22 protein-coding genes, 1 tRNA gene and 1 pseudogene are annotated in these 24,240 nt (G+C 60.2%); 12 read left to right on the forward strand and 12 right to left on the reverse strand.

What is annotated here, in order from left to right; genetic code table 11:
* Positions 1-3: 3 nt before the first annotated feature.
* From HU751_RS19655 to yaaA, 4 genes are all read right to left on the reverse strand, one after another.
* A complete protein-coding gene (locus HU751_RS19655; RefSeq protein WP_050704343.1) occupies positions 4-1,170 on the reverse strand; it encodes an alginate biosynthesis protein Alg44 in 1,167 nt (388 codons plus the stop codon).
* A 34-nt stretch (positions 1,171-1,204) separates the two neighbouring features.
* Positions 1,205-2,686, reverse strand: a complete 1,482-nt coding sequence (locus tag HU751_RS19660) for a glycosyltransferase family 2 protein (protein ID WP_186733512.1) — start codon at positions 2,684-2,686, stop codon at positions 1,205-1,207.
* 71 nt (positions 2,687-2,757) lie between these two features.
* Complete coding sequence (locus HU751_RS19665; RefSeq protein ID WP_050704345.1) at positions 2,758-4,074, reverse strand: nucleotide sugar dehydrogenase; 1,317 nt, start codon at positions 4,072-4,074, stop codon at positions 2,758-2,760.
* An 848-nt stretch (positions 4,075-4,922) separates the two neighbouring features.
* Positions 4,923-5,702: a peroxide stress protein YaaA gene (gene yaaA / locus HU751_RS19670; RefSeq protein ID WP_050704346.1), complete on the reverse strand. Its 780-nt coding sequence runs from the start codon at positions 5,700-5,702 to the stop codon at positions 4,923-4,925.
* A gap of 149 nt (positions 5,703-5,851) precedes the next feature.
* Here yaaA and HU751_RS19675 point away from each other — a divergent pair, with 149 nt between their 5' ends.
* Positions 5,852-6,970 (forward strand): polysaccharide deacetylase family protein, encoded by a 1,119-nt coding sequence (locus tag HU751_RS19675; protein ID WP_186733513.1) that lies wholly within the window; start codon positions 5,852-5,854, stop codon positions 6,968-6,970.
* A 273-nt stretch (positions 6,971-7,243) separates the two neighbouring features.
* Here the strand turns inward: HU751_RS19675 and HU751_RS19680 are convergent, their stop codons facing one another.
* A complete protein-coding gene (locus tag HU751_RS19680) occupies positions 7,244-8,191 on the reverse strand; it encodes a bestrophin family protein (RefSeq protein ID WP_367616971.1) in 948 nt (315 codons plus the stop codon).
* Positions 8,192-8,424: 233 nt separating this feature from the next.
* Here HU751_RS19680 and HU751_RS19685 point away from each other — a divergent pair, with 233 nt between their 5' ends.
* Entirely contained in the window at positions 8,425-8,721 is a 297-nt protein-coding gene (locus HU751_RS19685) for a type II toxin-antitoxin system RelE/ParE family toxin (protein WP_186733514.1), read from the forward strand.
* The gene (locus HU751_RS19690; protein WP_186733515.1) at positions 8,718-9,014 is read left to right on the forward strand and encodes an addiction module antidote protein; all 297 of its coding nucleotides are present in this window, start codon (positions 8,718-8,720) and stop codon (positions 9,012-9,014) included. Before HU751_RS19685 ends, HU751_RS19690 begins: the two co-directional genes overlap by 4 nt.
* On the opposite strand, the gene HU751_RS19695 is transcribed toward HU751_RS19690, so the two are convergent.
* The 3 genes from HU751_RS19695 to HU751_RS19705 all read right to left on the reverse strand — a co-directional run bounded on the left by HU751_RS19695 (position 9,003) and on the right by HU751_RS19705 (position 10,252).
* Complete coding sequence (locus HU751_RS19695) at positions 9,003-9,509, reverse strand: GNAT family N-acetyltransferase (RefSeq protein ID WP_186733516.1); 507 nt, start codon at positions 9,507-9,509, stop codon at positions 9,003-9,005. The two genes, HU751_RS19690 and HU751_RS19695, sit on opposite strands and share 12 nt — an antisense overlap.
* Positions 9,510-9,741: 232 nt before the next feature.
* The gene (locus HU751_RS19700; RefSeq protein WP_084941971.1) at positions 9,742-10,002 is read right to left on the reverse strand and encodes a DUF3077 domain-containing protein; all 261 of its coding nucleotides are present in this window, start codon (positions 10,000-10,002) and stop codon (positions 9,742-9,744) included.
* 16 nt (positions 10,003-10,018) lie between these two features.
* Complete coding sequence (locus HU751_RS19705; protein ID WP_084941970.1) at positions 10,019-10,252, reverse strand: hypothetical protein; 234 nt, start codon at positions 10,250-10,252, stop codon at positions 10,019-10,021.
* 860 nt (positions 10,253-11,112) lie between these two features.
* Here HU751_RS19705 and HU751_RS19710 point away from each other — a divergent pair.
* Positions 11,113-11,773 (forward strand): annotated as a pseudogene (locus tag HU751_RS19710) (hypothetical protein); the annotation flags it as partial.
* Positions 11,774-12,276: 503 nt separating this feature from the next.
* Here HU751_RS19710 and HU751_RS19715 read toward each other — a convergent pair.
* The 3 genes from HU751_RS19715 to HU751_RS19725 form a co-directional block, all read right to left on the reverse strand.
* A complete protein-coding gene (locus tag HU751_RS19715; protein ID WP_186733517.1) occupies positions 12,277-13,110 on the reverse strand; it encodes an MAE_28990/MAE_18760 family HEPN-like nuclease in 834 nt (277 codons plus the stop codon).
* A gap of 12 nt (positions 13,111-13,122) precedes the next feature.
* Positions 13,123-14,232: a DUF262 domain-containing protein gene (locus tag HU751_RS19720; protein WP_186733518.1), complete on the reverse strand. Its 1,110-nt coding sequence runs from the start codon at positions 14,230-14,232 to the stop codon at positions 13,123-13,125.
* A 995-nt stretch (positions 14,233-15,227) separates the two neighbouring features.
* Positions 15,228-15,312 (reverse strand) — tRNA-Leu (locus HU751_RS19725).
* Positions 15,313-15,420: 108 nt separating this feature from the next.
* Between HU751_RS19725 and queA the strand changes: the two genes are divergently transcribed.
* From queA to HU751_RS19755, 6 genes are all read left to right on the forward strand, one after another.
* Positions 15,421-16,470 (forward strand): tRNA preQ1(34) S-adenosylmethionine ribosyltransferase-isomerase QueA, encoded by a 1,050-nt coding sequence (gene queA / locus HU751_RS19730; protein WP_186599302.1) that lies wholly within the window; start codon positions 15,421-15,423, stop codon positions 16,468-16,470.
* 14 nt (positions 16,471-16,484) lie between these two features.
* Positions 16,485-17,600: a tRNA guanosine(34) transglycosylase Tgt gene (tgt, locus tag HU751_RS19735; protein ID WP_186713014.1), complete on the forward strand. Its 1,116-nt coding sequence runs from the start codon at positions 16,485-16,487 to the stop codon at positions 17,598-17,600.
* 43 nt (positions 17,601-17,643) lie between these two features.
* A complete protein-coding gene (yajC, locus tag HU751_RS19740) occupies positions 17,644-17,979 on the forward strand; it encodes a preprotein translocase subunit YajC (RefSeq protein WP_050704350.1) in 336 nt (111 codons plus the stop codon).
* A gap of 64 nt (positions 17,980-18,043) precedes the next feature.
* On the forward strand, positions 18,044-19,906 hold the full coding sequence (secD, locus tag HU751_RS19745) for a protein translocase subunit SecD (RefSeq protein WP_050704351.1): 1,863 nt from the start codon (positions 18,044-18,046) through the stop codon (positions 19,904-19,906).
* A 10-nt stretch (positions 19,907-19,916) separates the two neighbouring features.
* Complete coding sequence (secF, locus tag HU751_RS19750; RefSeq protein WP_110735797.1) at positions 19,917-20,825, forward strand: protein translocase subunit SecF; 909 nt, start codon at positions 19,917-19,919, stop codon at positions 20,823-20,825.
* Between the two features lie 119 nt (positions 20,826-20,944).
* Complete coding sequence (locus tag HU751_RS19755; RefSeq protein ID WP_046854247.1) at positions 20,945-21,493, forward strand: glycine zipper 2TM domain-containing protein; 549 nt, start codon at positions 20,945-20,947, stop codon at positions 21,491-21,493.
* A gap of 214 nt (positions 21,494-21,707) precedes the next feature.
* On the opposite strand, the gene suhB is transcribed toward HU751_RS19755, so the two are convergent.
* Positions 21,708-22,526: a type III secretion system regulator SuhB gene (suhB, locus tag HU751_RS19760; protein ID WP_028689585.1), complete on the reverse strand. Its 819-nt coding sequence runs from the start codon at positions 22,524-22,526 to the stop codon at positions 21,708-21,710.
* A gap of 151 nt (positions 22,527-22,677) precedes the next feature.
* Between suhB and trmJ the strand changes: the two genes are divergently transcribed.
* Together trmJ and cysE are read left to right on the forward strand one after the other, a co-directional pair.
* On the forward strand, positions 22,678-23,433 hold the full coding sequence (trmJ, locus tag HU751_RS19765; protein ID WP_186733519.1) for a tRNA (cytosine(32)/uridine(32)-2'-O)-methyltransferase TrmJ: 756 nt from the start codon (positions 22,678-22,680) through the stop codon (positions 23,431-23,433).
* Between the two features lie 3 nt (positions 23,434-23,436).
* Positions 23,437-24,225 carry a serine O-acetyltransferase gene (gene cysE / locus HU751_RS19770; RefSeq protein WP_028689587.1) on the forward strand — a complete coding sequence of 263 codons (789 nt, stop codon included), beginning with the start codon at positions 23,437-23,439 and terminating at the stop codon, positions 24,223-24,225.
* Positions 24,226-24,240: the final 15 nt, after the last annotated feature.

The following is a 24,240-nucleotide window of genomic DNA, read 5'->3' on the forward strand; positions in this document are numbered from 1 at the left end:
CTCTTACAACCCACGGGCCACGGCCTTGTCGATCAGCCAGTTCAGCGACGGACCACGGTCGCTGTTGACCGCGGCCGGGCGCCCGGCAAGCTCGGCCGGCAGGCCGCCGTCGGGCTTGATCTGCACGCGGATGTCGGAGGCCAGGTTGTCGGTGTCCAGGCTCGAACTGCCGGTGATCCGTCCGGTGCGCACTTCGTCCTCGCCGGCGATCTGGAAGTTGACCCGGGTGCCCGGCTTCACTTCGTCGAACTGGCGATAGCTGAAGCGCGCCTCGATGGTCGGGACGCTGGTGCGCGGGATCAGCGCGAACACCGGCTGGCCCTTGCTGGCGTACTGGCCGTCATCCACCAGCTGGCGCGAGACCACGCAGTCGCACGGGCTGGTGAGGGTGCCGGAGAGCTGCTTGCCGAACAGCTCCTCGACCTTGGCCGGCTCCAGCTGCGAGTCGTCCAGGTGGCCCTTGAGCAGGTCGAGCATGCTGGTGTTGAAGGTCGCCAGCGGTGCGCCCTTGGCCACGGTCGCGCCGCTTTCCACCAGGCTCTGCAGACTGCCGTCGCGGGGCATGGTGACGTTGGTGGTGGGCACCGCGACCACGCCGGCCTCGGCATGGCTGACGAAGTACAACCCGTACAGCGACTTGGCGACGAAGCCGAAGGCCACCAGGCCGACCACGAACACCCCGGCTGTCACGCTGACCGCGCGCAGGCGGCCGAAGGCGGAAAGGCCCGAGCCACCGTCCTTCTGCTTGCGCGCCTTGGTGAAGTTGTCGCGCTGCAGGGTACTGAGCACATCGCCGACGCTGATCAGCTCGCCGGACAGGTGGCTGGTGATGATGTGGCGCAGGGTGGCGATGTCGCGCGGTTCGAGGTTCTGGAACTCGGCGCCGGTGCGGGCGGTCTCGCGGCTGCTGGTACGCACCAGCAGTTCGACGTCCATCGACAGGCCGAGGTTGTCGACCACGAACTGCAGGCGACCGCGCAGCACTTCGCCTTCAGGCAGCGGTTTCTTGGCGTGGAAGGACAGGCCTCCGGCGGACAGGTCGTCAACCTTCACCTCGTGCGCTTCGCGGTTGCCGTCCAGGTAGCGCAGCTTGGCGGGGATGCGCACCCGGGCGTGCTGGCGCTGCGCTTCGGATTCATGCACGACATTGACGTTCACGGCGGTATTCATGGCGATATTCGTTCCTGTTGTCCGATCCGGGGGCTCACACGACCATGAACAGCACGGCGACGAAGATGCTCGCGGCCGAGAAGGTCATGGTCCGCGAGGACCAGGTGTTGAACCATTGTTGAAAACTTGCGAGGTCGCGCTTGAGGGCAGTGGGCTGGCGGGTCCAGGACTGCCTGTCGAGGCGGAAGAACACGTAGATCTTCATCACCGCGCCGACGATCTGGTTGTAATAGAGAATCAGCGGGTAGGCCGGGCCGACGTTGTGGCCCGAGCACAGCAGCATGACGGTGAGGATCAGGCGGGTGATGCCGATCCACAGCAGGTACACCAGCAGGAACTGCAGGCCGAACTTGAAGCTGGCGATCACCGCCACGGTCAGGCCCAGCAGGCTGGTCCACATCGACACGCGCTGGTCGAGCAGCACGATGCTGGTGAACAGCCCCAGGCGATTGAGGCCCAGGCCCAGGGCGCGGGAGTTCTGCCGCAGGTTGTTGCCGTACCAGCGGTACATCAGCTTGCGGCTGGCCTTGACGAAGCTTTTTTCCGGCGGGTGCTCGACCGTGTTGATCGCGGCATCGGGCACGTAGAAGGTGTCGTAGCCCAGGCGCATCAGGCTGAACCAGCTGGACTTGTCGTCGCCGGTGAGGAACTTGAAGCGGCCCAGGCGCCAGTGCATCAGCGAGTCGCTCTCGACGTCGGCGATGAACTCGGGGTTGGTCACCACGCTTGCGCGGAACATCGACATGCGCCCGGTCATGGTCAGCACGCGCTTGGACAGGGCCATGGAGCACATGTTGATGTGGCGCTGGGCGAAGCGCAGCTTGTGCCACTCGCTCATGATGTAACCGCCGCGCACTTCGCAGAACTCGTTGGTGGTCAGGCCACCGACGTTGGGGTACAGGCGGAACCATGGCACGGTCTTGCGCACCACGCCCTCGGCCAGCACGGTGTCGCCGTCGATCACCGCCACTACGGCGTTTTCGTCCGGCAGCATCCGCGAGATGGCGCGGAAACCATAGGCCAGGCCGTCACGCTTGCCGGTGCCGGCGATGCGCACGATGTCGAGGGTCACGTGGGACGGCGGGTTGTACTTGGCCCACAGGCTTTTCACCAGCAGCTCGTCGGACTTCTCCACCAGCGAGCAGACCACGGTGGTGGGAAAGCCGCAGTCGATCGCCTCGCGGATCACCGAGCTGTACACCTGGGCGGTGGTCAGGGCCTCGATGCGAAAGCTGGTGACCATCAGGTACACGTGCGACGGGTCGGCGGCCTTGCCGAGTTTCTGCACCTTGCGGCGCAGGTAGGGGTACACGATGTACAGGAAGATCATGCCGCGGATGAAATGGGTGGCGCCCATGGAGTAGCGCCAGATGCCGACAGCGCCGACCAGGAAGATGAAGTGCTTCGACTGCGAGTCGAAGATATCGCTGGGCAGGGCCAGGGCGATCAGCATGAGCAGGCTCATGTAGAGCAGCCAGCCGGCGCATTGCAGCAGCATGGTCTGGAACCTTTGCATGTTCGGCATCCGTCGAGAATTCGGGGGAGGGCGGGCGGCGCGCTGGGGAGGGACGCGCCGCCCGGCCGGGTTTACCAGCAGATACCTTCGGTGCGGCTGGTGGCGCAGGTCGGCTTGCTCATGAAGCCGACCAGGTCGATCACCTGCTTGCCTTCCGGCGCCTGCTGGGCCAGGGCACGGAACTGCTCGTCACGGTTGCCCAGGATGATGATCTCGGCGTTGTCCACCACCTGCTCGAAGTTGGCGTTGAGCAAGGAGGAAACGTGGGGGATCTTCGACTCGATGTAGTCCTTGTTGGCGCCGTGGACACGGGCGTACTCGACGTTCTGGTCGTAGATGTCGAGCTGGTAGCCCTTGCCGATCAGGCGTTCGGCCAGCTCCACCAGCGGGCTTTCGCGCAGGTCGTCGGTGCCGGCCTTGAACGAAAGGCCGAGCAAGGCGACCTTGCGCTTGTCGTGGCTCTCGATGATGTCGAAGGCGTTCTGCACCTGGGATTCGTTGCTGCGCATCAGCGAGTCGAGCAGCGGGGCACGCACATCGAGGCTGGCGGCGCGGTAGGTGAGGGCGCGCACGTCCTTCGGCAGGCACGAACCGCCGAAGGCGAAGCCCGGGCGCATGTAGTACTGCGACAGGTTCAGCGCCTTGTCCTGGCAGACCACGTCCATCACCTCGCGGCCATCGACGCCGACGGCCTTGGCGATGTTGCCGATCTCGTTGGCGAAGGTGACCTTGGTCGCGTGCCAGACGTTGCAGGTGTACTTGATCATCTCGGCCACTTCGACCGGCTTGCGGATGATCGGCGCATCGAGTTCTTCGTACAGGGCCTGCAGCACGTCGCCGCTGGCGCTGTCCAGTTCGCCGATGACGGTCATCGGTGGCTGGTCGTAGTCCTTGATCGCGGTGCTTTCGCGCAGGAACTCAGGGTTGACCGCGACGCCGAAGTCGACACCGGCCTTCTTGCCCGAGCAGTCTTCCAGAATCGGAATGACCACGTTCTTCACGGTGCCCGGCAGCACGGTGCTGCGCACCACCACGGTGTGACGGCTGGCCTTGTCGCGCAGCACGTAGCCGATCTCGCGGCACACCGACTCGATGTACTCCAGGCCCAGGTCGCCGTTCTTCTTGCTCGGCGTGCCGACGCAGATCATCGACACGTCGCTGGCACGGATGGCCTCGGCGAAGTCGGTGGTGCCGCGCAGGCGGCCGTTGGCGATGCCTTGCTGCAGCAGCTCTTCCAGGCCCGGTTCGACGATGGGCGACTTGCCCTTGTTGATCAGGTCGATCTTGGTGCTGGACACGTCCACACCAATCACTTCGTGGCCTCGTGCCGACAGGCAACCTGCACAGACTGCACCCACATAACCCAAACCAAAGATGCTGATACGCATCGCATTCACCTCGTGTGTTTATCACGCCAGCCCTTCAGCGAAGAGCCGACCGGGTTGATTGACCAGCAGTTTTCGGGCGCACGGATCCATGGCGAATTGACACTTCACCGAACGCAGGCATGAATAAATCCGGAGCGCAAAAAGTTATGCACTCAAAGTTGGCAGTCAAAGGCCAGTATTAAAAGTGGCGTGCCCTGAAATGCAGCCGTCTTTATTGCAATTCACCGTTGGTGAAGTGCTGTGCTTGTTTTTTCAAGTGGATAAATCCTTTGAAATCAACCACTAGGACGAATTTTAGGGGCGCTTGTCTCCTGCATGGATCATGGCTTTTGGCACTTCCTGTACCGCCGTTGAAGTTTTCGGGCCGGTTGAGAATGGCGGCCCTTTGTCATCTGTAAGTCATCTCTCACGCCGGGCGCTTGAAACTCGTTACGGGTGCTATGAGCCATCTCCCTTGGCAGAAGTTCCGGGGGCGGTTTCGTCACGATGAAAGATTTCTAAATATTTTTTCAGAGGGAAATACTTTCAATCTGATAGCACGCAGCAGTTTCGTCCCCGTATATAAAGGGCGAAATCGCAGGGGGATGGTTATAGGCCAGCATGCGAAATTTTTTTTCAAATTTCGTCAAAAAACTACGAACGGTCTTATGGCGTTTTGCAATAAGGATGTGAGTGTTGGTTTTTTGGCGCTGAAAATTTGGCTTGATGGCAATTTGCAGCGCGCCCCGTTGCGGGGCTTAAGGCCTCATCGCGGGGCAAGCCCGCTCCCACGATGAGCCCTGGAACCTGAGGCGTAAATCGTGGGAGCGGGCTTGCCCCGCGATGAGTTGCGAAGCGGCTCTGAAAAATCAGCCCTCAGCGTGATCGCGCAGGAACACCAGATGATCCGGCTTCGACTGCTCGGCACTGTAGTAGTAACCCTGCACATCGAAGCGCTTGAGCTGCTCCGGATCGTTGATCCGCTCCTGGATCACGAAGCGGCTCATCATCCCGCGGGCCTTCTTGGCGTAGAAGCTGATGATCTTGTACTGGCCGTTCTTCAGGTCCTTGAAGTCGACATCGATCACCCGCGCCTTCAGCGCGCTCTTCTTCACCGCGCTGAAGTACTCGTTGCTGGCCAGGTTCAGCAGCACGTCGTCACCCTGGTCGGCCAGGGCCTGGTTCAGCCATTCGCTGATGCGCGTGCCCCAGAAGGCGTACAGGTCCTTGCCGCGGGCATTGGCCAGCTTGGTGCCCATTTCCAGGCGGTAGGGCTGCATCAGGTCCAGCGGGCGCAGCAGGCCATACAGGCCCGAGAGCATGCGCAGGTGGTCCTGGGCGTAGCTGAAGTCGTCCTCGCCCAGGCTCTCGGCGTCGAGCCCGGTGTATACGTCGCCCTTGAACGCCAGCAGTGCCTGCTTGGCGTTGGCCGGGGTGAAGTCCGGGGTCCAGCTGCCGAAGCGGGCGGCGTTGAGGCCGGCGAGCTTGTCGGAGAGGTGCATCAGCTCGGCGATCTGCGCCGGCGCCAGTTCGCGCAGTTGCACGATCAGTTCCTGGGAATCATCCAGGTACTGGGGCAGGGTGTGGCGCTGGGTTACCGGCGGGGTGTCGTAGTCGAGGGTCTTGGCAGGGGAAATCACCGTCAGCATCGGGTCGGCTCCTGGAATCGTCGGGCGAATTCTACGGGGCCGCTGGCACAACGCCAAACTATGGCGACGATAGTCACCGAACATCGCCACATTAAACCGCGGGCGGTCGCGCTATAGTGCGCGCCATGCCTTCAAGGAGATTGCTCATCGTGCGTATCGCGTTTGCCCTGTTCGCCGGGCTGCTCAGCCTGGGCGCGCAGGCGGCCCCGGCGGATTTCGTCAGTTTTGACCGTGAGCTGTGGCCCGAGCAGCTGGACAGCCCGACGCTGTTCGACGTGGCGTCGCGGGCGGAGATCCTGTCGTTCGCCCGGGTGTTGCACGAAAGCGAGATGCTCGACGAGCAGGCGCTCAAGGCCCGGTTGGGCCTGCGCCAGATCAACCTGACCGTCGTGCGGGCCGTACGGGCACGTCTGTGGCAGCGCCTGTGGACAAGTTATCAACAGGCGCAGAAGAGTTGCGAGCAGGATGCCTCGTTCTGCTACCCGGTCGAGTCCATGGCCGATCTGCGCACGCAGTCCGCCGTTTTCGCCGAGGATGTCGGCACGTTCTATACCGGATGGGTCGAGCCCAGTCACCAGTTCCACACTCGATACCTGGATGAGCAGTTGCGCAAGGCCGCGCTGTTCCCGCAGACCACCAGCGAGGTGGCCAAGCTGTCCGGTCGCGAGCGCAATGGCGAGGAGCTCAACGACCGGATGTTCCTCCTGACCTTCGCCGGCGGCCCGGGGCCCCAGGGCGGCAGCACCGATGCGGTGGCCGACTACCTGCGGCGGCAAAAGCTCGACGGGATTTTCTTCGTGCTCGGCAATCGCCTGCAGCAACGTCGCGACGCCGGCCCGGTGAGCGACCTGTATGCCGGCCAGTGCGTGGGTATCCAGGGTTGGGAGTACCGCTCCCACGCCCAGTGGCAGGACTGGCAGGACTCGCTGCGGCGCAGCCAGGCGCGGGTCCAGGCCGACCTGGCGGAGCAGTATGTGCCGTTGTTTCGTCCGCCCTACGGCCAGCGCCGCGCCGATGGCGAGGCATTCATGGACAGCCAGCAGATGCAGGTTTCGCTGTGGGACATCGATGCCCAGGATGACGGGCCGCTGACCGCCGAGGCCTCTGCACAGCGGGTGCTGACGCTGATGCTGCTGTGGCGCAAGGGCGTGATCCAGTTCCGCGACAATCAGCCCAAGACGCAGCCGGCGCTGGAGTGGTTGTTGCAGCACACGGCCCAGAGTGGGATCGGCTGGGAGAATTGCCGGGAGTATGCTCGGCGGGGGTAGGTTTGCGAGCGGTGGGGGCGTTGCGAGGTGTTCGGCGAGATTTCTGCAGCGCCTGGGAGATCGAGCGCCGCCCGCGCGGCGCATCGCGGATGAATCCGCTCCTACATTTGTCGCAACGTACCGAACCTGTCAGGCCATGGTTGTCAGCCTTGGCGCAAGGCTTGAGGCAGGTGGGGCGGCAGCAATGCCCACCGAGAAATTGCGTCGAGCGCACAAGGCTTACAACCATGGCCTATCAGGCATGGCCACGTTGCAACAAATGTAGGAGCGGATTTATCCGCGATGCGCCGCGCGGGCGGCGCTCGATCTCACGGATGTGGGAGGACTATCGTCGAACACTTCGCGTCCACATTGCGCCTCCCGCTGCATCGACTCCAGGTTACGTTCGATCGTCTCGCAGATCGTGTCCATCGGAATCTGGTGCTCGCTGAAGCGGAACGGGCTCTGCAAGTCCGTGCCGATCCGCTCGATGGCCAGCAGCATGAAGCCGACCACCGTCGAAGCTAGCGGTGTGAACCAGCCCAGCGACTCCACCAGCCCCACCGGCACGATCAGGCAGAACAACGTGATGAACAGCCGCGGGAAGTACACATAAGGGTAGGGCAGCGGCGTATTGGCAATCCGCTCCATCCCACCCTGGGCGTTGGACATGTCCACCAGGGTCGATTCCAGCCGCGCCAGGCGAATGCTGTCCAGCCGCCCAGCCTGGTATTCCTGGGCCAACAACGCCGCCGAGCCGCCGAGGATGTCATTGGCGAAATTGTTCGAACGATTGCGCCGCTCGAACTCCCCGGGCGGTATGAAGGCCATCAGCTCATCTGGGCATTTCTCGCCTTTGAGGTGCGCCGCCAGGCAGTTCACGTAGGCGATATGCCGGCGCAGCAAGGTCGCCTTCACCGGGTTCGGCCCGTCGGCCGGATCGTCGACCAGCGTCAGCACCTGCCGGGCGAAGCTGCGCGAACTGTTCACCAGCGCGCCCCACAGCGTGCGCGCCTCCCACCAGCGGTTGTAGGCGCTGCTGTTGCGAAAGCTCACCAGCACCACCAGCGCCGAGCCCAGCAAGGTGAGCGGGATCAACGGCAGGCTGAACTTGCTGTTGAAGAACAGCATGAAGTCGATGGTGACCAGCACGTCCCAGATCAGCAGCCAGAACAGCGACCAGCCGATGTAGCCGAAGGTCTTGACCACCAGGCGGTATTTGCGGGCGAGGAGGGCTTTCACGTGGGGGGAACCTCGATGCGGGGGATGCAGGTTCCGACGCGGGATCGGGGAGCAAGGTTCCTGAGTGGGGTGTTGCAAAAAATTTTCGAGACTTGGATGACGCGGACTTGGGAAGACTCCCTGTATTGGATCTGGTGCCACTCCTGCATTGTGAAGGCTCGCAAGGTACCCGACACATGGTTGCCTTCAGTATTGATAGTTAGTATCTATTCGGATACAGTTCGGAGGGCCTGGTGAGCTACGAAGTCGAACAAACGAAAAGCTTTGCCACCTGGTTGGCCAATCTACGGGACTTGCGTGCGCGAATCGCTATCGCCCGCAGGATTGAACGACTCTCACAGGGTAACCCTGGGGACTTCAAACCCGTTGGTGGTGGTATCAGTGAACTACGCATTGATGTATCAGGTGGATACCGCGTCTATTTCACCAGCAGGCAGGGCAGGTTGATTTTGCTTCTGGTGGGTGGAGGCAAGTCCTCGCAGGCGGGTGACATCCTCAAGGCAAAGGCACTGGCGAAGGAGCTGAAATGAACGAGAAACTCGTACCATTTGACATGGCTGATCTGTTGGACAGCGATGCTGCGATCAGTGAGTACCTGAGCCAAGTGCTTGCGGATGGGGACACTGACGAAATTCTTCGTGCGTTGGGTCATATTGCCAAGGCACGTGGTATGTCACAGATCGCCAAGGAGACGGGCTTGGGTCGTGAGAGCCTTTACAAGGCGTTCGGTCCTGGAGCCAAACCGAGATTCGATACGGTACTCAAGGTCATTCGCGCATTGGGAATCGATTTGCAGGCTCAGCCCCACGTCCTACCGCGTTGAGTCGTGAGGCGGCGCCCAGGCTGATGGCAGTTTCATCTGAATCAGCGCCACCCGGGACCCATCCGGCGCCCGCCGCTCCTCGATCCCGAACGGCACAAAACCGAGCTGTGGATAAAGCAGCAGCCCTGCGGTGTTGTGATTGAAACACGAGACCCAGACCTCCCGCGCCGCGAAGGCTTGGTGAGCCAAGTCGATCATGCACTGCACCAGATAACGTGCCACGCCCTGACCCCGCGCAGCCGGCGCCACGACCACATTACCCAGCGCGCAGACACCACCCTGTTCGGCTTTGTAGAAATTGGCGAAGCCAACGATCACCCCGTCAATTTCGACCACCGTTGAGCCGCTGCGCTGGGCAATGGCTTCGCTCAGTTGTGCGGGTGTGAGCGGGTAGGTGGCTTTGGGGAACATATAGAACAGTTCGTCCGAGCCCTGAGGGAAGCTACAGAGCGTGGCGATGTCGGCAGGTTGGACAGGGCGATGGCTTAGTGGCACGGGGAATGTTCCGATGGGACCAGAAGCTATTTACCCTGTGCGGCCGGTAACGTGAAGTCAATGCTGTGGCTCTACAGTAAATCGCACTAAGTGTGATTTTCTGTGCAGTCAGGAATGTCGCAAAGGCTTGGCTAGAGGCTAACGCGTAGGCGGGCGAGCCCACTCCCATAGGGCTTTGTCGAGCTTGTGGGAGCGGGCACAGCCGATTTAGACGGTAGACGTTGGGTCAGGGCTATTCAGTCGAGCCCCGTTGGCGACCCAGCTCCACATCATCCATCACCGCCTTGGCCATATCGCTCATCAAGTGCGCACCCCAGCCAAGGTTGGCCTCACCATCAGTGGCTGCGAGCAAAGTCATGCGCTTCACGCAGGCCATGATCGCAGAGGCTTGTTCCATGGCTGACTTTCCGTCCTGCCCCGGTTCGACCCGGAACAGTGGTTGCTCTCCATCGCCATAGCCGAATCCGGTCACGCCGGCAGTCTTGTCGTTCATTGTGTTTTCTCCCTGTTCAGTGCTTGATCTGCAGCTTGCTCAGTGCCAGCTCCACCAGCCCGCGTGCGGCCTCGATTTCGTGCATCGTTGCCATGGACATACCGCGCGCTGTGCTGGTGACCTGGGTGAGGGCGTTCTGGTGGGTGATGGAGAGGGCGCAGAACAGACGTTCCGAGATCTGGATGAGCAGGTCTTCGAGCGAGTGTGCTGTTTCGGGAGAAAGCGGTGGATCGGGGACAATCTTCAACATGGTGTGATCCTTACTGAAGGGCCGTCACCATTGCTGTCAAACAAGAGGGTGGCAGCGGTACGTGGGTTGACAGACCGGTCAGTAAGGAAACCCGGCGCACCCGAAGGTGCCCCACGTACAGCCGCCATAGGTGGCAAAGCTGTGCGAGTTAATTACTGGAGCGGCCTGTCAAAGCCGGTCGCTGATTTGGCAGCGACGGGTCGAGACTAGAGGCCGATCCAGACCATCGCAATGGCTTGAAAGGGGTTGGGAGTATGTTTGGGAAATGGACTACAGGGAATGGGGAAAGTCTTAAAGGACTGGGCGTGAAACGAGCCTGAAGTCGTAGCATTTGCCAGGGGCGCAGGTAGGAGCGGTACAAGACCGCTCCTTGAGGAGCGAGTAAGTCGAGCTAGCTGGTGTGGCAAGGATTACAGCAATAGTAACAACCATTAATCCTTAGGGTGGGGTTCGCAACTCGAGCGGTATTGACAGCACCGGTACACGATAGGTGGTTCCCGAGAGGTACCTGATTTTCCGGCTGCGGCATATAGCGGCAGCCAATCGTAGTGTTGTGCACTTCGTAGTCGCCGTTCGCTTGAACGTTTCTGTTAACGATAAATGATTGCATGTGCTAGTCCTTGCTTCCGTGTGTCGGATCGGTAATGACTTAACATCTATGCGCGGGTGATATGCTTTTTGGCTGCGAAATCACCAAGCATCGAGGAGGTTAGCTTGATGATGGCAAAAAGCAATCGAAGGGGAGCGCCAGTCATCCTGTGATTGCTTGAGGGGTGCGGGATCGGAACGCACACCGTCTTGACCTGTTGAAGCTGAATCAGATGTTTATTGGTCGAAAGTGTTGGATATGAACTGGTGGAGGTTGCACCGTTGTCGTGTCGTTCGCTTACGGTCTACCGCGCAAAAAACCTTCCAGCAGATCCTGCCGCCCGGGCTGAACCTGCCCCGGGGAGCGAAAGGGGACCAGTCTGACAGCACAATGAGGCCTGTCAGCAGCGAACGGATGCTGACTGGCCAACCGCGAGCAGCTCCAGAGCCACATCAGGAACGTGGACGACCACTCGACCGAGACAGTGGGCAGGGTGAAGAAGGTCAAGGCGTTGGGCGCGCTTAAGCTGCTGTCCGGCGGATATGCGAGCCTGGCCGCAGTCGATGACCTACATCAGGCCACCGGGCGCGACCTCATCCAGGTAAGTGGGGCAGAAGCTCAACGCGACGGTGAGCTGCGGTGTCCAGGAGCGCATCGAGGGATTGCGGAAAAGCGTGGCGGGCGTCAGTCAGCGCCTGCAGGCGCCGAAGACGTTGCTGGGTTCGGAAGGGGTGAACGTGCTGCAGGTGCTGTGTGACCTGCTCGACCTGGTCCAAGAGATGAACACCCAGCTGGTTGAGCACGTTCATGGACCGACGCCGCTGCCGAGCAATGCCGTTGCGTTTGGTATTGCGGCAGCTTCACCACTTACCATGGGTACGAAGCTGAAGTTAAAAAAACGCCAATTTGGCGGCTTTGTCGGTCTGCGGTGAAGACGAAGTATTGCTACTCTTCAAGGTTTGTGAGCTCACAAATATCCCTGATAGTAGATGCAAATTCTTTAGCAAAGAGCAAGACTGCGTGACGTGTTTCGATGAAATAGATTTCGTATGTCTCGCCGAGTGTCACGAATGCGATGGCGGCCGGGGGTTTTTCTTGGTGCTGGTTTATATGTATCTCAAGTTCTGCTAGATGCTCCCGCCCAATGTGAATGGCAGGGTGGTAGTTGAGTGAAATTAAGACGTCCTCAATGTGATTTTTGCCAGACTATTTAAGAAAGTTGTACGATATTTCTGGCAGGACTTCGGTGATCACTCCTGAGTTCTTAACGTATAGCATTGTTTTCCTACCTCTCCCATCAGCGAAGTCATTTTCATGTTAGCTCTGTCAGCCAGTCAGATGAGGTTTTCTACAAATACCCTTATGGTTAAGAGAAAGCAGTCAGTATGGGGGTGATCTAGCCGATATGTTCATCGAATAATAAGTTAAGCCCATATTATGCTATTTTTTGTTTATAGGAATTCAGTTCGTCATAAAGAAATTCAGCTATGCCCGAGCATAGCTTGATAATTTGATCACAAAATCCGCTGAGTTCTGCAGGTGTGACCTGCTCACCCCAATTTTCGCCATGAGCGATTTTGTTTCTTTTTTTAAGCAGTTCCTGAATCACACCAACATAGCCCACGTCTCGACGTTGTTTTTTTGGAGTCCATTTGTTGTCTATTATTTCAAATATCTTCTGGCTAGAAGCCAAATCCCCGCCTAGGGCAGCCTCAATATGTCTCTGCAACTGCTGGCTATGACTAACTGTCACATATGTGTTGTCAAGCGAGAAGTCTCTCACGCTTAATTTATCTATGATCTCAGGGATGCCCAGCCGTAGAAAAAGGCTTTCTACGTTATCAACGCTCGGATTTCCACCGGTTTTTCCCGCGGTCTCAAGCATTAGGGGATAGTGCCCATCTCCAGCAATACAAGATTTCAACTCCATTGCCTTCGGCATCGTCTTTGCTCGATCTACACCTATACTGTGCTGGAGCACTGATAAAAGAAGCTCATCTCCCGCCAAGTTAAGAGGAAGTTCGAGATCGTTGAGCTCCCCAACAAATTCTTCAATAAGCTTTTTTAAGAATCCTTCAAAGTATCCGGTAAGCAGTACGAGTGCCGCTTTGGTCATAGTATTAGCTGTTGACCTCCGACAAGGAGCTTCGGCCATTTCACCCAGTACATTGCCGATCTCGGGGCCATCAAGAATTGTTTTTGCAAGCTTTGCAGTAAGTTTAATTTCCGATATTTTTAGATCAAGTTCCGTCACGCACCGAAAATTCATGCCGACAATCCTTTACGACAGGAGGAATTTTGTAAGATCTTCGGTACGGCGCAATGCTGTAGCCTTTTTGGCTGTGCTTTGGAATAGCGTACCCCAGTATCGCTCTTCTTCGAACGCAGCTATCACTTTTTCTTTGCTAATACGATCAATAATCCCTTGCTCAATGGCTCGGGAGAAAACGATCATCTGCGACTCATATATAGCACCGTTTATCGAGGTGTGAGCAAATTTTACGACACCATCTTTAGAAACGGGACGACGGAATGCTGTTCCAGGCCCCAATATTTCCCAGACTGCATTCACAGTCGATTCATATAAGCTACGCAGCTCATCAAGACGATTCTGAGTCAGGGAGCGATTCTCCTCCATGTATTTATTCAAATACTCAGTGTAGTTTCCAAGGTACTCTGTAGCGTCGGTTAAATCCCTATATGCAAAGAATCGCAGAATCAGCTCCTCGGCCTTCATGTTTTTTTTGTTTTGTTCGGGTAAGGCAATCATCTCTAAGAATTTCTGGTTGCGAGCCAAAAGTTTTATCAGGTCATTAAAATTGCCATGATAAATAGAGTTCCTAACCTCCTGTTCTGTAAGCTTTGAGCTGCCGGTGTTCAGTCGTTCAAAAACCTCAAATTTCAATGTTTGGTCAGATTCGTTAAGGACGACGATGCAACGGATAGGTCGTTTAACTAGAGCGGAGCGATCGACCCTATTTAGTTCGTTGAAACTCATGCCATTTAAATCAGGCCTCAGCTGAAGTCCAGTCAATACCAGTCCTTCACCCTCATTCGGGCGAATAAAGTTCAAAAGTGATGTAAGTCTCTGTTGTCCATCAATAACACTAAAGACTCCGTTTGCTTCCTCTGCAAAATAAACCACCGGGACCGGGATGTTCATCAAGATGGATTCTATAAATCTAGAGGCCTTGTCGGGTGACCATCGGTATTGACGCTGATAATCAGGGTCTAAAATCAAATCGCCTTCAACGATTTGATCGACTAATTGCCGCACCGCGTAGTCGTACTGTTGAATCAAAACTTTACGTTCATTAACTGGCGAATAAGGTGCTACGTCAGGGACTTCCAGGCTGTCTGGCATTTCCTCTTCAATTTTATTTTCACTCATAAATTACTCGTAATTTTCGGATTGCTATAAAAGGTTCTGGGATGCATGGTAGCAAAATGTAACCAGGCATGCGCTCCTAGTCGCATGCACGCCTATGGCTGAATGCGTTAACCATGGATCAAGCCACATGGAAGGACATGCTGAAAAGGAGCAACTCGCAAAAAGTATGCAACAAAAATTCACTTATCCCCTTCTGGCGCGACGAGCCTTTCGTGGTGAGCAAGTGCAATCCAGCGGTGGGGGCGACGCTAGCTGCAGGTCGCGCGGTCTGCGGGCTCTTGCAAGAAGGTGGCTATTTCACACGGTGACAGGAAGTGACAGGTTTTGCAGGTGTGGCTGTACTGTGCGGCGAGGGGAGCGGAGCGGGCCGGGTCGGGTCGGCTATAGGCCATGGAATCCCGGGGTTAGCGGTGAAAAAATCTCGTTTTGCCGGGTTTCCTTAGACATGGTCATTTGAACCAATGCAGAGCGCACCAAGCGTAGACGGCTGATACGCCTCGAGTCCCTCTGTGGTGGGGGCTTGGCGTTTCGTCAGCTTGTCACAGCACTTCAGTCCTGCTGAGCTGCTACGAAGCGAAGCGGAGGTTGGGACGGTTAGCTTCCTTTTTCAGGCGCTGACATTCATTGGCGACGATTGGGGGCAGCAGGCGATCGAGGGAATCACGCAGTTGTATGGCCTGGCCTTCATCCTGATGTTTCACGGTTCCGGTACATCCGCTTGCACTGCACACCTTGGACCGCATCAGGGCCACCAAGTGATGGTTGAGGCCCTTGCAGCGCCTGGTGGCCCCCACTCGATCAATAACCCCGCGCCAAAAGACCCTGAAAGGGATGATCCTAGAGGCAGATTGAAGAACTTGGCACGAGTTAACCGAATTTTCTGGATGAGGTGCTGGTTTGCTTCAGCGCGGGGCAAGCCCGCTCCCATGCACGTGACGGGCAGCAAAACAACAGGCACAAAAAAACCGACCATAAGGTCGGTTTTTTCTGGATCTTGGTGCCCCGAGGGAGACTCGAACTCCCACTCCTTTCGAAAACGGATTTTGAATCCGCCGCGTCTACCAATTCCGCCATCAGGGCTTGTGGCGCCGCAGTATAGAGAGGTGCCTTGGGTCGGTCAATCGGCTTTCATGGTCAATTTTCACGCATTGGGCTAAACTTTGCGGCCCTGTCGAACCGAACATCATCATGCGCGTCGCCGATTTTTCTTTCGAACTCCCCGATTCCCTGATCGCCCGCCATCCGCTGGCCGAGCGCCATGGCAGCCGCCTGCTGGTGCTCGATGGCCCCAGCGGCGAGCTGGCCCACAAGCAGTTCACCGATCTGCTCGAGTACCTGCGCCCGGGCGACCTGATGGTGTTCAACAACACCCGGGTGATTCCGGCGCGCCTGTTCGGCCAGAAAGCCTCCGGCGGCAAGCTGGAAGTGCTGGTCGAGCGCGTGCTCGACAGCCACCGCGTGCTGGCCCATGTGCGTGCCAGCAAGGCGCCTAAAGAAGGCACGCAGATCCTCATCGATGGCGGTGGCGAGGCCGAGATGGTCGCGCGTCACGACACGCTGTTCGAACTGCGCTTCAGCGAAGAGGTGCTGCCGCTGCTCGAGCGCGTCGGCCACATGCCGCTGCCGCCGTACATCGACCGCCCCGACGAGGGCGCCGACCGCGAGCGCTACCAGACCGTCTACGCCGAGCGCGCCGGCGCCGTGGCCGCGCCTACCGCCGGCCTGCACTTCGACGAAGACCTGCTGGCGAAGATCGCCGCCAAGGGCGTCGAGCGCGCCTTCGTCACCCTGCATGTGGGCGCCGGCACCTTCCAGCCGGTGCGGGTCGACAAGATCGAAGACCACACCATGCATAAAGAGTGGCTCGAAGTGAGCCAGGATGTGGTCGACGCCGTCGCCGCGTGCCGCGCCCGTGGCGGCCGGGTGATCGCCGTGGGCACCACCAGCGTGCGTTCGCTGGAGAGCGCGGCGCGCGATGGCGAGCTCAAGGCCTTCAGCGGCGACACCGACATCTTCATCTTCCCGGGCCGGCCGTTCCATGTGGTCGATTGCCTGGTCACCAACTTCCACCTGCCGGAGTCCACGCTGCTGATGCTGGTCTCGGCCTTCGCCGGTTACCCCGAGACCATGGCCGCCTACGCGGCGGCGGTCGAGAACGGGTACCGCTTCTTCAGTTACGGTGATGCCATGTTCATCACCCGCAATCCGGCGCCACGCGGCCCAGAGGATCAAGCATGAGTCGCACCTGTCGAATGTCGTTCGAACTGCTGGCCACCGACGGCAAGGCCCGTCGTGGCCGGCTGACCTTCCCCCGTGGCACCGTCGAGACCCCGGCCTTCATGCCGGTGGGCACCTACGGCACGGTCAAGGGCATGCTGCCGCGCGACATCGAGGCCATCGGCGCCGAGATCATCCTCGGCAACACCTTCCACCTGTGGCTGCGCCCGGGTACCGAGGTCATCAAGAAACACAACGGCCTGCATGACTTCATGCAATGGAAAGGCCCTATCCTCACTGATTCCGGTGGTTTCCAGGTGTTCAGCCTGGGCGCCATGCGCAAGATCAAGGAGGAAGGCGTGACCTTCGCATCGCCAGTGGACGGTTCCAAGGTGTTCATGGGCCCCGAGGAGTCCATGCAGGTCCAGCGCGACCTGGGCTCGGACATCGTGATGATCTTCGACGAGTGCACCCCGTATCCGGCCGAGCACGACGTGGCGCGCACCTCCATGGAGCTGTCGCTGCGCTGGGCCCAGCGCTCGAAGAACGCCCACGGCGACAACACCGCGGCGCTGTTCGGCATCGTCCAGGGCGGCATGTACCAGGACCTGCGCATGCGCTCGCTGGAAGCGCTGGTCAACATCGACTTCGATGGCCTGGCCATCGGCGGCCTGTCGGTGGGCGAGCCCAAGCACGAGATGATCAAGGTGCTGGACTACCTGCCGGAACAGATGCCGGCTGACAAACCTCGTTACCTTATGGGGGTAGGCAAGCCGGAGGATCTTGTAGAGGGTGTGCGCCGCGGCGTCGACATGTTCGACTGCGTGATGCCCACGCGCAATGCGCGCAACGGCCATCTGTTCGTCGACACCGGGGTGATCAAGATCCGCAACGCGTTCCATCGCCACGATGAATCGCCGCTGGATCCGACCTGCGATTGCTATACCTGCACCAACTTCTCCCGCGCTTATCTGCATCACCTGGACAAGTGCGGCGAAATGTTGAGCAGCATGCTGAATACCATCCACAACTTGCGCCATTACCAGCGCTTGATGGCCGGTTTACGCGAGGCTATTCAACAGGGTAAATTGGCCGCCTTTGTCGACGCCTTCTACGCCAAGCGCGGGCTGCCTGTGCCGCCCTTGGACTGACTGTTCGCATCCATTATTAGAAAATATCCATTAGGAGTGCCCAATGAGCTTCTTGATTCCCGCCGCTTACGCGGACGCAGCAGCCCCAGCCGCCGGCCCAGCCGGTACCGGCTTCGAGTGGATCTTCCTGGTCGGCTTCCTGGTCATCTTCTACCTGATGATCTGGCGCCCGCAGGCCAAGCGTGCCAAAGAGCAGAAAAACCTGCTGAGCAACCTGCAAAAAGGTGACGAAGTGGTCACCACCGGCGGCATCGCCGGCAAGATCGTCAAGGTCGCCGACGACTTCGTGGTCCTGGAAGTGTCCGACAACGTCGAGCTGAAGTTCCAGAAGGGCGCCGTGGCGGCGACCCTGCCGAAAGGTACGCTCAAGGCTATCTGAGTTACCGGTTTCATTTTTCCAGTCGGGGCGCGCAAAGCGCCCCGCGTCTTGAACGGGCGGCGTGATGCTGAACAAATACCCTCTGTGGAAATACCTGCTGATCGTGGTGGTACTGGCGGTCGGCTTCATTTATTCCGCACCCAACCTCTATCCGGATGATCCGGCGGTGCAGATCAGCGGCGCCAGTTCCGCCCTGCATGTCAGCCAGGCCGACCTCGATCGCGTGACCAAGGCGCTGACCGATGCCGGTATCGCCGTCAAAGGCGGCAGCCTGGGTGAGAAGGGCAGTGCGCTGGTGCGCCTGACCAACCAGGAAGCACAGCTGCCGGCCAAGGATGTGGCGCGCAAGACCCTCGGCGACGACTATGTCGTGGCCCTGAACCTGGCCCAGACCACCCCGCAGTGGCTGCGCAACCTGGGTGCCAGCCCGATGAAGCTGGGCCTGGACCTGTCCGGTGGTGTGCACTTCCTGCTGGAAGTGGACATGGACAAGGCCATGACCGCTCGCATGAAAGTCTACGAAGGCGAGGTCAAGACCTTGCTGCGCAAAGAGCGCGTCCGCTACCGCAGCCTGCCCCAGCAGGACGGCGGCATCATGCTGGGCTTCGCCGACGATGCTACCCGCGAACAGGCCCGCAGCCTGATCCGCAAGAATTTCAATGACTTCGACCTGACCACCACCGAGCGCAACGAGCTCGCCGTGCTGCGTCTGGCGCTGACCCAGGCGAAAGTCGCCGAGATCCGCGAATACTCGATCAAGCAGAACCTGACCACCGTGCGCAACCGGGTCAACGAGCTGGGCGTGGCCGAGCCGCTGGTCCAGCGCCAGGGCGCCAACCGCATCGTGGTCGAGCTGCCGGGCGTGCAGGACACCGCCGAGGCCAAGCGTATCCTCGGCAAGACCGCCAACCTGGAGTTCCGCTTCGGTGCCGAGCCGGGTGCGTCCAAGGCCACCACCGAGGTGTTCGAGTTCCGCGAAGGCGGCCGCTCCGCTGCGGTCGAGCGTGGCCTGATCATCACCGGTGACCAGGTCACCGACGCCCAGGCCAGCTTCGACGAGCACGGTCGCCCGCAGGTGAACATTCGTCTCGACGGTCACGGCGGCGAGCTGATGAGCCGCGCCACCCGTACCAACGTCGGGCGCAGCATGGCGGTGATCTTCATCGAGCAGAAGCCGGTCACCCGCTACCAGAAGCAGGTGGTCGACGGCGTCGAGAAAGAAGTCGCGGTGCAGACCTTCCAGGAAGAGAAGAAGATCATCAGCCTGGCGACCATCCAGTCGCCGCTGGGCAGCCAGTTCCGCATCACCGGCCTGAACGGCCAGGGCGAATCGTCCGAACTGGCCCTGCTGCTGCGTGCCGGTGGTCTGGCCGCGCCGATGTACTTCGCTGAAGAACGTACCATTGGCCCAAGCCTGGGTGCCGACAACATCACCAAGGGTATCGACGCGTCCCTGTGGGGCATGCTGTTCGTCTCGCTGTTCATCATCGCCATCTACCGCGCCTTCGGCGTGCTGGCGACCATCGCCCTGGCGGGCAACATGGTCCTGCTGCTGGCGTTGATGTCGCTGCTGGGCGCCACCCTGACCCTGCCGGGCATCGCCGGTATCGTGCTGACCATGGGCATGGCGGTGGACGCCAACGTGCTGATCTTCTCGCGTATTCGCGAAGAGATCGCCGCCGGCATGTCGGTGCAGCGCGCCATCCACGAAGGTTTCAACCGCGCCTACTCGGCGATCGTCGACGCCAACCTGACCACCCTGCTGGTCGGCGGCATCCTGTTCGCCATGGGCACCGGCCCGGTCAAGGGCTTCGCGGTCACCATGTCCCTCGGGATTTTCACCTCGATGTTCACCGCCGTCATGGTGACCCGCGCACTGGTCAACCTGACCTGCGGCGGGCGTGACATCAAGAAGCTGTGGGTTTGAGGGAGCTGCGATGAAAACCATCAACTTCATGGGCGTGCGCAATGTCGCGTTCGCCATTACCGTGCTCCTCACCGTGCTGGCGCTGTTCAGCTGGTGGCACAAGGGCCTGAACTTCGGCCTGGACTTCACCGGCGGCACGCTGATCGAGCTCACCTACGAGCGTCCTGCGGACCTGGAAAAGGTCCGTACCGAGCTGGTCGGCTCCGGCTTCCACGATGCCGTGGTGCAGAGCTTCGGCGCCACCACCGACCTGCTGGTGCGCATGCCGGGCGATGACCCGCAGTTGGGCAACCGCGTGGCCGAGGCGCTGCAGAAGATCGGCGGCGACAACCCGGCCACGGTCAAGCGCGTCGAGTTCGTTGGCCCGCAGGTGGGCGAGGAACTGCGTGACCAGGGCGGCCTCGGCATGCTCCTGGCGCTGGGCGGTATCCTCATCTACCTGGCCTTCCGCTTCCAGTGGAAGTTCGCCGTGGGCGCGATCATCTCGCTGATCCACGACGTGGTGGTCACCCTGGGCATCCTGTCGTTCTTCCAGATCACCTTCGACCTGACGGTACTGGCGGCGGTGCTGGCGATCATCGGCTACTCGCTCAACGACACCATCGTCGTGTTCGACCGGGTGCGCGAGAACTTCCGTGTGCTGCGCAAGGCTTCGCTGATCGAGAACATCAACATCTCGACCACCCAGACCCTGCTGCGGACCGTCGCCACCTCGGTGTCGACCTTGCTGGCCATCGCCGCGCTGCTGTTCTTCGGCGGCGACAACCTGTTCGGCTTCTCCCTGGCGCTGTTCATTGGCGTCATGGCGGGTACCTACTCGTCGATCTACATCGCCAACGTGGTGCTGATCTGGCTGAACCTGAGCAGTGAAGACCTGATCCCGCCGGTCAAGACCGAGGGTGTGGACGAGCGTCCGTAAGGCTTGTCCCGCGCCATTTGGCGCAAAGAGAGGCGCGAGTGTTGAACTCGCGCCTTTTTTTTTGCTCCAAGGCAGGGAGAAGGCGGGCCGGAGCCCGCGGGTACGATCAGGAGGTTCACGTGAACAAATCAATGCTGGTGGGTGCGGTTCTGGGTGCTGTCGGTGTGACTGCCGGAGGTGCTGTGGCGACCTACAGCTTGGTGAACAAAGGGCCTGAGTACGCCCAGGTCACCGACGTGCAGCCGATCAAGCAGCAAGTGAAAACGCCGCGTGAGGTCTGCAAGGATGTCACCGTGACGCGCCAGGCGCCGGTCAAGGATCAGCATCAGATCGCCGGTACGGTGGTTGGTGCCATTGCCGGTGGCCTGCTGGGCAACCAGATCGGTGGCGGTACCGGCAAGAAGATTGCCACCGTGGCCGGTGCGGTCGGTGGCGGTTACGCCGGCAACAAGGTGCAGGAAGGCATGCAGGAGCGTGATACCTACACCACCACGCAGACGCGCTGCAACACGGTCAATGACATCAGCGACAAGGTGGTGGGCTACAACGTGACCTATTCCATCGGTGACCAGGTGGGCAAGGTGAAGATGGATCACGAGCCGGGCTCGACCATCCCGCTGGACAAGAATGGCAAGTTGATCCTGGGGCAGAACCAGCCGGGGCAGTGATCTCGGCACGGGCTGCTTTCTGTAGGAGCGGCCTTGAGTCGCGATAGGGGTGCGAAGCGCCCCCAGGATTTTCGCTCTATCTGAAATCCCCGGGGCTGCTTTGCAGCCCTTTCGCGACACAAGGCCGCTCCTACAGGGGGATCGCACTCCTGGCTGGATTGCAGGCACAAAAAAGCACCTCGAGAGGTGCTTTTTTTGTGCTCGCAATCAGCGCTTAGCGCTTCATGTGCTCTGGCAGGTGCGGCTGGATGGCAGTCAGCACGGCCTTGAAGCACTTGATGTTGCCCGCGACGATGTGGCCCTTCTCGAGGAAGTCGTGGCCACCGTTGAAGTCGCTCACCAGGCCACCGGCTTCCTGGATCAGCAGTACGCCCGCGGCCATGTCCCACTCGGACAGGCCTGACTCCCAGAAGGCGTCGAAACGGCCGGCGGCTACATAAGCGAGGTCCAGGCTGGCGGAGCCGGCGCGGCGGATGCCGGCGGTCTGGCCGGTCAGGGCGCGGAACATGCCCAGGTAGTTGTCCAGGTCGGCCATCTGGTTGTCACGGAACGGGAAGCCGGTGCCCAGCAGCGCGCCTTCCAGGCTGGTGCGCGAGCTGACGCGCAGGCGGCGGCCATTGAGCTGGGCGCCACGGCCACGGCTGGCGGTGAATTCTTCCTGGCGAACCGGGTCGACGATCACGGCGTGCTCGAGGCGGCCACGGTATTTGCAGGCGATGCTGACGGCGAAGTGCGGAACGCCACGCAGGAAGTTGGTGGTGCCGTCCAGCGGATCGATGATCCACAGGTAATCCTTGCCTTCTTCACCGGTGCCGGCGTGCAGGCCGGTCTCTTCGCCTTGGATCGAGTGGTTCGGGTAGGCCTTGCGCAGGGCCTCGACGATGACCTTCTCGGCGGCGCGGTCCACCTCGGACACGTAGTCCTTGGCCTGCTTTTCGTCGACTTTGATGCTATCCAGGCGTTCGATGGAGCGGAAAATCAGTTCACTGGCGCTGCGAGCGGCGCGCAGGGCGATATTCAGCATAGGCTGCATGGGAAGGTCACCTGGAGATGTTAAAGAGGAAAGCCGATCATTCTAGCAGAAATCTTTGACGACAGAAGTGTCACATTTGCTTTCATGGCGTTACGCTGGTCGGTTCTGTAAGATCGAACCCTCCTGTTTCCGCATCCGAGAGCACGACACCTTGCTGCAAAATATTCGTGTTGTTCTGGTCAATACCAGCCACCCCGGCAACATCGGCGGCGCTGCGCGAGCCATGAAAAACATGGGCTTGTCACGCCTGGTGCTGGTGCAGCCAAAAGAGTTTCCGGCCGCGGACGCCAGCGCCCGCGCCTCGGGCGCCGACGACGTGCTGGGCAACGCCCAGGTGGTCGACAGCCTTGAACAGGCGCTGGTCGGCTGCAGCCTGGTCATGGGTACCAGTGCCCGTGAGCGCAGCATCCCCTGGCCGCTGATCGACCCGCGCGAGTGCGGGGCCAAGGCCGTGGCCCAGGCCATGGGCGGCGAAGAGATCGCCCTGGTGTTCGGGCGCGAGCACGCCGGCCTGACCAACGAAGAACTGCAGCGATGTCACTTCCACGTGCACATTCCCTCGAACCCCGACTTCAGCTCGCTGAATCTGGCCGCCGCCGTCCAGGTGCTCTCCTATGAGGTGCGCATGGCCTGGCTGGCAGGGCAGGGCAGTGCGGTGAAGGTCGAGAAGGTCGACGCCAGCGAGCTGGCGACCATGGACGAAATGGAGCTGTTCTACGACCACCTGGAAAAGACCCTGGTGGACATCGGCTTCCTCGATCCCGAGAAACCCAAGCACCTGATGGCGCGCCTGCGCCGGCTGTATGGGCGAAGCTCGGTCGAGCGTCCGGAAATGAGCATTTTGCGCGGCATTCTTACCGAGACCCAGAAGGTCGCACGGGGCGAGCCGCATAAAAGGAAGGACTGACAGATGTTCGAGCGTCTGCGTGAAGATATCCAGAGCGTTTTCCATCGTGACCCGGCGGCGCGCAACGCCTTCGAGGTCCTGACCTGCTACCCGGGGATGCATGCCATCTGGCTGCACCGCCTGGGCAATGCCCTGTGGCGGCGCGACTTCAAGTGGCTGGCGCGGCTGGTGTCGAACTTCGGTCGCTGGATGACCGGCATCGAGATCCACCCGGGCGCGACCATCGGCCGGCGCTTCTTCATCGACCACGGCATGGGCATCGTCATCGGCGAGACCGCCGAGATCGGCGACGACGTGACCCTCTACCAGGGCGTCACCCTCGGTGGCACCAGCTGGAACAAGGGCAAGCGTCACCCGACCCTGGAAAACGGTGTGGTGGTCGGTGCCGGGGCCAAGGTGCTGGGCCCGTTCACGGTCGGCGCCGGGGCCAAGATCGGCTCCAACGCGGTAGTTACCAAGGCGGTGCCGGCCGGCGCCACGGCGGTGGGCATCCCGGGGCGGATCATCGTCAAGACCGAGGATGACGCCGTCGAGGCCAAGCGCAAGGCCATGGCCGAGAAGATCGGCTTCGATGCCTACGGCGTCAGCGGCGACATGCCGGACCCGGTGGCCCGCGCCATCGGCCAGATGCTCGACCACCTGCAGGCCGTCGACGAGCGCCTGGAGGGCATGTGCGGCGCGCTGACCCGGATGGGCAGTGACTACTGTGCCAAGGAGCTGCCGGCGCTGCCCGACGACGACTTTGCCGCGGCCTGCGCCGAGCTGAAGCAGGGCGACACTCAGTCGCATTGATTGCGCCGGTCCGAC

The organism is Pseudomonas peradeniyensis (assembly GCF_014268935.2).
GTDB lineage: Bacteria > Pseudomonadota > Gammaproteobacteria > Pseudomonadales > Pseudomonadaceae > Aquipseudomonas > Aquipseudomonas peradeniyensis.